Origin of the sequence: Butyrivibrio sp., from assembly GCF_017940685.1 — a bacterium.
Lineage (GTDB): Bacteria > Bacillota > Clostridia > Lachnospirales > Lachnospiraceae > Butyrivibrio.
This window is the reverse complement of record NZ_JAGAYD010000187.1, coordinates 1-9,780: the sequence shown is the minus strand read 5'-3', so window position 1 is coordinate 9,780 and position 9,780 is coordinate 1. Positions and strand designations below refer to the sequence as shown.

The following is a 9,780-nucleotide window of genomic DNA, read 5'->3' as shown; positions in this document are numbered from 1 at the left end:
GCTCAGAAGATCTTTGGTGAGGGAACCACAACAAGACTTCGTCCTTCTTACTTCCCGTTCACAGAGCCATCAGTAGAGGTTGACTGCAGCTGCTTTGCATGTGGTGGTAAAGGCTGCAATCTCTGCAAGGGAACAGGCTGGATCGAGGTTCTTGGAGCCGGAGTTGTCAACAAGAAGGTTTTGGAGAACTGCGGAATTGATTCAGAAGAGTACAGCGGATTTGCTTTTGGTATAGGTATTGAGCGTGCAACCATGCTTAAGTATGGTATCAACAACATTAAGCTCTTGTACGAGTCAGACCTTGATGTTCTTAAGCAGATAGACCACTACGAATAATTTAGGAGGAGAACGAAATGTTAGTACCTTTAAGTTGGCTTAAAGATTTTGTTGATATAGATATAGAACCAAAAGAGCTTGAGAAGAAGCTCTTCGATTGTGGATTTGAAGTTGAAGAGTGCTGGGAAGTGGGAAAAGACATTTCAAATGTCGTAGTAGGACTTGTTGAGAAGTGCGAACCAATTCCTGATACCCACCTTCATGTATGTCAGGTAAATGCAGGAGAGCACGGTACCTTCCAGGTATGCTGCGGCGCGGACAATGTTAAGGAAGGCGGCAAGTATCCTCTTGCTCTTGTAGGCGCTACAGTTATTGAGACTGAAAAAGACCATGTGACTGTTATCGGCGTAGCGACCATCAAAAAGGGCAAGCTTCGCGGCGTGGACTCAGAAGGTATGCTCTGCTCAGGAGTTGAGCTTGGAGTATCCGAGGATATGTACCCAGGAGCAGGCTACAACGGACTTTTAGTATTCCCTGAGGATACACCAGTTGGCGCTGATGTTAAGCCTATCCTTGGCCTTGATGACTGGATCTTTGACGTATCCATTACAGCCAACAGACCAGACTGCCAGAGTATTTACGGACTTGCAAGAGAGGTTGCAGCAGCACTTGATAAGCCATTAAAAGAGATCGATCTTTCATACACAGAGACAGATGTAGAGAATGAGGGATTTAGCGTAACAGTAGAAGATCCAGACCTGTGCCCAAGATATATCGGACACTATGTATATGATGTAAAGATTGGTGAGAGCCCTCTTTGGATGAAGAGAAGACTTGCCATGGTTGGAAATAATTCCATCAGTAATATCGTCGATATCACAAACTACATCATGAGAGAGCTTGGTCAGCCTATGCACGCTTTTGATGGAAATTTCCTTGAGGGAAACAAGATCGTTGTAAGGAGAGCAAAGCAGGGCGAGAAGATCGTAACTCTTGATGAGAACGAGTTTGAATTAACAACAGATAACCTTGTTATCTGCGACGGAGTTAAGCCAGTAGCTCTTGCAGGTATCATGGGAGGTCTTAACTCTGAGATCCGTGATACAACAACTACAGTTACTTTCGAAGCTGCCAAGTTCATGCGTGACAATATCCGAAAGAGCTCAAGAGCTCTTGGACAGGCATCAGACTCATCAGCTGCATTTGCAAAGGGCGTTTACGAATACACGACTGTCATCGCAATGAAGAGAGCCCTTCACCTTATAGAGCAGCTTGGTGCCGGCAAGGTTTCAAAGACCCATGTAGATGTTAATACCGGAAACAGCCTTGAAAAGAAAGAGATGAAGGCTTCCATCAGGAAGGTTAATGGCGTTCTTGGCATAGAGGTTCCTGAAAACGAGATAAAGAGGATCCTTACAAACCTCAATTTTGAGCCAGTAATAAATGGCGATGAGCTCACTATCAAGATTCCTGCATATCGTGAGGATATGGAAGATTATCCTGATATCGCAGAAGAGCTTATCCGTATGTATGGATATGATCATGTAAAACCTACATTCCTTAAGAATGCAGCTGTAACAACAGGTGGAAGGAACCTTGTGCAGAAGAGCGAGCTTAGGATCAAGAGAGCTCTTTGCGCACAGGGTGCATATGAGTGCATGCACTACTCATTCTTTTCACCAAGTGATCTTGATCTTCTTGGATTTGAAGAGGATGCTCCTGAGAGAGTTGCCATCAGGATCCTTAATCCTATCAACGAAGACCTGTCACTTATGAGAACAACTCTTGCTGCACAGATGATCCATGCTATTGCAAGAAACCAGAAGAAGGGTACATTAGAGGGAAGATTGTTTGAGCTTGGAAACAGATTTATTCCAAAGTCTCTACCACTTACTGAGTATCCTGATGAGAAGGCAACTCTTTGCATTGGTATATTTGGAGAAGATGAGGATATCTTCACATTAAAGGGACTTGCAGAGAATGTGTCTGATGCGCTTCACATAAGCTTTAAGTATGAGGCTGCTACCAGAACTTTCCTGCATCCATATAGAACAGCCAGGATCCTTTGTGAGGGAGAAGAGGTTGGATATCTCGGACAGATAACTTATGAGATCCAGGATGAGACAGATATGAGGATTCCTGCATATATCTGCGAGATAGATCTTTCGGTGCTTTCTAAGTACTATGGAAAGACTCCTGTATTTGTGCCTCTTTCAAAGTTTGCAACTGTTAAGCGTGACCTTGCTCTTATCATGGACAAGACAGTTACCTGCGGAGAGGTTGAGGATGCAATCTATGGCGCCTGCAAGTATGTAACTGATGTTAAGCTCTTTGATGTATATGAGGGACTTCCAATTCCTCCTACTAAGAAGAGTATGGCGTTTACAATTACATTTACTCCTAAGGATGAAGAACTTACAGATGAGATGATAAGCGGATTTGTAGATAAGATGCTTAGAAAGCTCCAGTTCACCATGGGAATAGAGATCCGAAGTTAATTGCGTCAAATCTAAACAGGTGATAGAATAGTCATTGCTTTAATGAGCAATGACTATTTTATTCTCGAAAGGAGCTTACATATGAACAGAATAAATGCATGGACAACTTATAATGCTACGCAGCTTAAGGCTGTTGAGAAACTTGCAGATGAGTACAAGGCTTTCCTTGATAACTCAAAGACTGAGAGAGAAGCCATCGATTCTATCGTAAATGAGATCGAGGCAGCAGGCTACAGAGAGCTTAATACCCTTGTAGGCAGCAAGACCAAACTTAAAAAAGGAGACAAGATCTACAGCGTATGGATGAATAAGTCCATCATCATCTTCCAGATGGGATCAGAGCCTTTGGAGCAGGGACTTAACATCCTTGGAGCACATATTGATTCACCTCGTCTTGATGTTAAGCAGAATCCTCTTTACGAGGACGGAGGTATCGCTTACCTTGATACTCACTACTACGGCGGTATCAAGAAGTATCAGTATGTTACCATTCCTCTTGCTATCCATGGTGTTATCGTTAAAAAAGACGGCACAACAGTTCAGCTTAATGTAGGTGAGGATGAGGATGATCCGGTATTTTTCATCTCTGACCTTCTTATCCACCTTGCCCAGGATCAGCTTGGCAAGAAAGCCTCAAACGTGATCGAGGGTGAGGCCCTTGACCTTATAGTTGGAAACAGACCTTTCGTCATCGAGAGCGATGAAAAAGAAAAGGCTGAAAAGAAGAACTCAAAGCTTTCAGCTGGTGAGCAGTACGCTATAAAGGCAGAAAAAGAAGAGAAGGCAGCAAGTGGCAAGGTATCTGGAGCTGTAAGACGCGGCATTCTTGCAATCCTTAATGACCTTTACGGAATTGAGGAGGAGGACTTCCTGTCAGCAGAGCTTGAGATCGTACCTGCTGGTAAGGCAAGGGATGCTGGCTTTGACAGATCAATGATCCTTGGCTATGGCCACGATGACAGAGTATGTGCATTCCCTTCAATGAAGGCTATTTTGGAGGCAAAGAACCTTAAGAGATGCGCCTGCTGCATCCTTGTTGATAAGGAAGAGATCGGATCTGTAGGCGCTACAGGTATGCAGAGTAGGTTTTTTGAAAATGCAGTAGCAGAGCTTATGAACCTCACTAAGGAAGGCTTTAATGACCTTGCCCTCAGAAGATGCCTTGCAAACTCATGCATGCTCTCTTCAGATGTAAGCGCTGCATTTGATCCATCCTACGCAGGCAGCTTTGAAAAGAAGAACGCAGCATTTTTAGGAGGTGGTCTTGTATTTAACAAGTTTACCGGAAGCCGTGGAAAGAGCGGATCTAATGATGCCAACGCTGAATACATCGCAGAGATCAGAAAGGCCTTTGATAAGGACAAGATCGTATACCACACATCAGAACTTGGTAAGGTAGATGTTGGCGGCGGCGGAACAATCGCTTACATCCTTGCCCTTTACGGAATGAATGTAATTGATTCTGGAGTTGCAGTACTTAATATGCATGCACCTTGGGAGGTTATCAGCAAGGCTGACCTTTATGAGGCAAAGAGAGGATATGTATCCTTCCTTCAGAACATGGATTTTAGAAACGAGTGATCATGGAAATAGGACTTAGTACTTCTGATTATTATTTTGATCTTCCCAAGGAACTCATAGCTCAGGATCCCATGGAGAAAAGAGATGAGTGCAGACTCCTTGTGGTGGACAAAGAAACTGGAGCCATAGAGCACCACAAATTTAATGAGATTATAAATTATTTAGAGCCAGGCGACTGCCTGGTTCTTAATAATACCAAGGTAATACCTGCAAGACTTCTTGGAGAAAAGGAAGAGACAGGTGCAGCTGTAGAGATCCTTCTTTTAAAAAGAAGAGAAGCTGACGTCTGGGAGACACTGGTCAAGCCAGGAAAAAAACTGCGTCCTGGCGCAAGAGTTTCTTTTGGCGGAGGAATCTTAAAGGCTGAGATTCTGGACATAGTAGAGGAAGGTAATAGGCTTGTTAAATTCTACTATGATGGGATTTGGGAAGAGGTTCTTGATAAGCTTGGAGAGATGCCGCTTCCGCCTTATATTACCCATAAGCTTCAGGATAAAAACATGTACCAGACGGTATATGCCAAGTTTGAGGGATCAGCTGCAGCTCCAACTGCGGGGCTTCATTTTACCAATGAGCTTCTGGAAAAGATCAGGGGAAAAGGTGTAGATATGGCCTTTGTTACTCTCCATGTGGGACTTGGAACCTTCAGACCAGTTAAGGTCACCAATGTAAAAGAGCATCACATGCACACAGAGTGGTATCAGGTAACACAGGAAGCAGCGGATAAGATAAACAGAGCCAAGGAAACCGGCCATAAGGTAATCTGCGTCGGAACAACCAGCTGCCGCACCATTGAGAGCGCTGCTGATGAAAACGGAAGGCTATCTGAGTGCAGCGGAGACACCTCAATCTTTATCTATCCAGGATATAAGTTCAAGGTACTTGACCAGCTTATAACTAATTTCCATCTTCCTGAATCAACCCTTGTTATGCTGGTATCTGCTTTGGCTGGAAGAGAACATGTACTTAATGCTTATCAGGAAGCAATAAAAGAAAGGTATAGATTCTTTTCCTTCGGAGATGCATGCTTTTTTAAATAATATCAGCTTAGATGTCCTTCATATGCCCAGCCTTCTTGAAAGCACCCTTTTTATGGGGTATTATGATAGGTAGTGAACTGTTTTTTAAACCATATTTCATTTATCAGGGGGACTATTATGGAAGACAGAAGAAGAAGTAAGAGACTGGATTTATCTGGTGAGATCCTTATCAAAGAGCTTGGCGGTAACTCAGTTGAAACATGTGAGATCAAGATAACTGATGCTTCAAGTGCTGGTATAGGTTTTTCAACTGACAAGCAGCTCACTATTGGAGATAATTATGAGGCCAATTTAACAATCTGGACTAAAGAGGTACTCCACGTATTCATTCAGATAGTGAGGGCCAAAAAAGTTGATGATACTTATCATTATGGCGGATCCTTCATTGGAATGCCAGAAGATGTAAAAAAGAGAATAGACGTATATGAGCTTGTGGAAGACGAGAAAGCCAAGCTCGCAGGAGAGAATAAATGAAAATTGCTGTAGTAGGAACTGGATATGTAGGACTGTCCAATTCCATCCTCTTATCACAAAACAACGATGTGGTCTGCGTTGATGTTATCCCTGAGAAGGTAGATATGATAAACAACAGAAAGTCTCCAATCGTAGACAGGGAGATAGAGGAGTACCTTAAAAAGGATTCCCTTAGGCTGGAAGCTACACTTGATGCTTCATATGCCTACAAGGATGCTGATTTTGTAATAGTTTCAACTCCAACTAACTACGACGAGAAACTTAATTATTTCGATACATCATCAGTAGAAAGCGTAATTGATCAGGTGAGATTAGAGAACCCTGACGCTTTTATCGTTATCAAATCAACAATTCCTGTTGGATTTACCGAGGAGATAAGCGGAGAGTATGAGACAGATCATATCATGTTCTCTCCGGAGTTTTTAAGAGAGGGGCATGCTCTTTATGATAATCTCTATCCTTCCCGTATAATAGTTGGTTACGACGGTGAGAGTAACGAGGCAAAAGAAAAGGCAGAGGTGTTTGCTGGACTTCTTAAGCAGGGGGCCATCAAAGAGAATATCGATGTGCTTTATATGAATTATACTGAGGCTGAGTGTGTTAAGCTCTTTGCCAACACGTTCCTGGCACTTCGTGTATCATACTTTAATGAGCTTGATACTTACGCTGAGGTAAGAGGCCTTAACACAAGAAACATTATTGAGGGTGTTTGTCTTGATCCAAGAATCGGGAACTTCTACAACAATCCTTCCTTTGGATATGGCGGATATTGCCTCCCTAAGGACACTAAGCAGCTTCTTGCAAACTATGAGGATGTTCCAAATAACCTCATCACTGCTATTGTAGATGCCAACAGAACAAGAAAAGATTTCATCGCTGACAGAATCTGGGCGCTTCATCCCAAAAAGGTCGGTGTTTACAGACTTACCATGAAAGCGGGATCTGACAATTTTAGGCAGTCAGCTATCCAAGGTATCATGAAGCGTATCAAGTCCCGTGGCATTGAGTGTATCGTCTATGAGCCAACACTTAAGGATGACGATTTCTTTAATTCACGAGTTGAAAGAGATTTTGATAAGTTTAAAAAGGAGTGCGACTTAATTATCGCCAACAGATTAACGGATGACCTTGCTGATGTAGTAGATAAGGTTTATACAAGAGATCTGTTCAGAAACGAATAAGACAAACAGATGGGCTGTGCATGGAAACAAGCACAGCCCTTTTTTACTAGCAGATCATTTAAATGATTTAGACTTTGATCACAACAGACTCTGAAAGTCCTTAAAGAATGTGGGGTAGGAAATACCTACACATTCATCATCGATTATCCTTGTTATTCCATCTGCCACAAGGGAAGCAACAGCAAAACTCATGGCAAGGCGGTGGTCTGCGTGGGAGTTTATATCAGCTCCGGTAAGAGGCTTTCCGCCACGGATTATCATTCCGTCCTCTGTGGCCTCTATGTCACAGCCCATCTTCTTAAGACCTTCTACAACAGTATCGATCCTGTTTGACTCCTTTATCTTAAGTTCAGCAGCATCCTTGATGATGGTATCAAAACCAGCGGTTGCAGCAACTACAGCAACTACTGGAAGCTCATCAATCATGGTAGGGATCAACTTTCCACCAATTACAAACTGATTGTTGCCGCCAGCTTTAAGCTCTGAGTATTTAACAAGGATGTCAGCCTTGGGTTCGCTCTTTTCATCAATATTTAGAAGTGTTATATCTGCCCCCATCTGTTCTAATACTGCGAGTATTCCAGACCTTGTTTTATTGATACCCACATTTCTTATAAGGAGCTCAGAACCAGGAACGATAAGAGCTGCAGCAATGAAATATGCAGCGGATGAAATATCGCCTGGGACATTTATCTTTTGGCCTACAAGAGGCATTCCAGGATGCAGGATTGCAGCAGCGCTTCCGTCTCTGGAAAGTTCATTGTGGATGTCGGCACCAAAGGAAGAGAGCATGATCTCTGTGTGGTTTCTAGAAAGAGCAGGCTCATAAACAACTGTATCGCCCTCAGCATAAAGGCCAGCCAGCATAATGCAGGACTTAACCTGGGCGGAAGCAACGGGGCTTCTGTAATTGATCCCTCGAAGCTGTTTTCCTCCGGTGAAGCGAAGAGGAGCACAGTCATTACCCATTACGGAAACAACTTCTGCACCCATCTGGGAAAGAGGAGTCATTATCCTTTTCATGGGTCTTTTTTCAATGGACATATCTCCGGTTATCATGCTGTCAAAGGGCTGAGCTGCAAGGATTCCAGACATGAGCCTTGTGGTAGTACCGCTGTTTCCTGTATACAAAGTGCAGTCAGGAGCCTTAAAGTTGTGAAGGCCTCTGCCGTGAACAGTGATAGTGGGAACTCCGTTGGTGGGGCGGATGGTGTGCTCAATTTCTACGCCCAATTTTCTGAAGCAGTCTATGGTAGATAAGCAGTCTGCACTCTGAAGAAAGCCAGTTACTTCAGTGGTTCCTTCAGAAAGAGCTCCGAACATGATACTCCTGTGGGAGATGGATTTGTCACCAGGAACAAATATGTCACCCTTTAAGGGCTTTGTTGCTTTTTCTAATGCGATCATATAAATCTCCGATTGATTTTATTTTACGTAGAGAGTGTAGCCGCTTACGGTCAAAAGCTCTTTTGCCTTGAGCTGATCTTCTGATGAGTGGAATTCGATACGAAGTGTTCCCCGTTCATACTCTCTGTTGTGGACGATGCCGATATTCTTGATGTTTATCATGTTGTCAGACAATAAAGTCGCAACCTTTGCAAGGTTACCAGGTCTGTCGTCAATCTCAACATGGATGGTGAATACCTTCTTGATAGGACCAGATGAAGTGTCCATGAAGGATTCACGATACTCTCTGGCGCTTTCAAAAAAGTTCATTATCTTGTCTTCATCTTTTTCATCAATGGCAAGTTTGATATCCATAAGGCTGTCGATGTAGCTGCCAAGAAGATCTGAGATGTTGTAGGAATTGGTCATACAGATCTGCTTCCACATGATAGGAGAAGATGAGGAGATCCTTGTTATGTCCTTAAATCCTCCAGCGGCTATGGTCTTCATGAGCTGATCCTCGCCATCGCTGTTTTTTACAAGGTTTACAAGGGAAGCGGAGATAACGTGCGGCACGTGGCTGATGGCAGCTGTGATATAGTCGTGCTGCTCGTAGGGCACCACAAGAGGAATGGCCTTTATCATCCGGACAAGTTCTGTATATGCATCAAGACGCTCCTTAGAGGAAAAATCAGTCTTGGTGATTATGTAGTAGGCGTTTTCAAGGATGGCAGGCTTTGAATTGCTATAGCCTATGCGCTCTGTACCTGCCATTGGATGACCGCCGATAAACTGGGATTCAAGCCCCAGCTCTTTTACCACCTGATGGATACTGGATTTGACGCTGCCAATATCAGTGACAGTGGTCTTGGCACTAAGATAGGGCAAAAGAGCCTTGAGATTATCGTTATTAAGCTCCACCGGTGCACAAAGAAAAATAAAGTCGCAGTCAGAAAACTCTGGTCCGATCTCATAAAGGGGAAGGTCTATAGTGCCTTCATCATGGGCCTTATCTACGGTCTCTTTGTGAGGTGTATATGCCATGATCCTTGAATTCTTATCAGCATTTTTGATTGCTTTTGCTATTGAACCGCCGATAAGTCCAAGACCTATAAAGCCATAAGTTAAACTGTCCATGGGAATACCTTTCAAATAAGCATTATTATTAACACTATATCACTTTAATGTGCGAAAAACAACTGTCAGATATTTGTGCAATTAGCCCTAAAAAGCTTGTGCAGGTGCATTGTTTTTAGTAAAATATTGTTATGAGATTTTTGGGGGACCTAGTCAGTCTTATCAAAAATACCCAATAAGTTGCGACTGGAGGACTAGATATGAACG

8 protein-coding genes are annotated in these 9,780 nt (G+C 43.2%); 6 read left to right on the top strand and 2 right to left on the bottom strand.

Annotated elements, in window-relative coordinates:
- The 6 genes from J6I68_RS11925 to J6I68_RS11900 all read left to right on the top strand — a co-directional run.
- Window positions 1–336, top strand: a 336-nt coding sequence (locus tag J6I68_RS11925; protein WP_442861727.1) for a tRNA ligase subunit PheS family protein, incomplete at its 5' end; no start/stop codon positions are given.
- A gap of 17 nt (window positions 337–353) precedes the next feature.
- Entirely contained in the window at window positions 354–2,774 is a 2,421-nt protein-coding gene (pheT, locus tag J6I68_RS11920) for a phenylalanine--tRNA ligase subunit beta (RefSeq protein ID WP_292220599.1), read from the top strand.
- A gap of 81 nt (window positions 2,775–2,855) precedes the next feature.
- Window positions 2,856–4,355, top strand: a complete 1,500-nt coding sequence (locus J6I68_RS11915) for an aminopeptidase (protein ID WP_292220597.1) — start codon at window positions 2,856–2,858, stop codon at window positions 4,353–4,355.
- 2 nt (window positions 4,356–4,357) lie between these two features.
- On the top strand, window positions 4,358–5,395 hold the full coding sequence (gene queA / locus J6I68_RS11910; RefSeq protein WP_292220595.1) for a tRNA preQ1(34) S-adenosylmethionine ribosyltransferase-isomerase QueA: 1,038 nt from the start codon (window positions 4,358–4,360) through the stop codon (window positions 5,393–5,395).
- 117 nt (window positions 5,396–5,512) lie between these two features.
- Window positions 5,513–5,869, top strand: coding sequence for a PilZ domain-containing protein (locus J6I68_RS11905; RefSeq protein WP_292220594.1), 357 nt, complete (start codon window positions 5,513–5,515; stop codon window positions 5,867–5,869).
- Entirely contained in the window at window positions 5,866–7,050 is a 1,185-nt protein-coding gene (locus J6I68_RS11900; protein WP_292220593.1) for a nucleotide sugar dehydrogenase, read from the top strand. Before J6I68_RS11905 ends, J6I68_RS11900 begins: the two co-directional genes overlap by 4 nt.
- Before the next feature lie 78 nt (window positions 7,051–7,128).
- On the opposite strand, the gene aroA is transcribed toward J6I68_RS11900, so the two are convergent.
- Together aroA and J6I68_RS11890 are read right to left on the bottom strand one after the other, a co-directional pair.
- Complete coding sequence (gene aroA / locus J6I68_RS11895; protein ID WP_292220591.1) at window positions 7,129–8,457, bottom strand: 3-phosphoshikimate 1-carboxyvinyltransferase; 1,329 nt, start codon at window positions 8,455–8,457, stop codon at window positions 7,129–7,131.
- An 18-nt stretch (window positions 8,458–8,475) separates the two neighbouring features.
- Window positions 8,476–9,573 (bottom strand): prephenate dehydrogenase/arogenate dehydrogenase family protein, encoded by a 1,098-nt coding sequence (locus J6I68_RS11890; protein ID WP_292220589.1) that lies wholly within the window; start codon window positions 9,571–9,573, stop codon window positions 8,476–8,478.
- Window positions 9,574–9,780 lie beyond the last annotated feature (207 nt).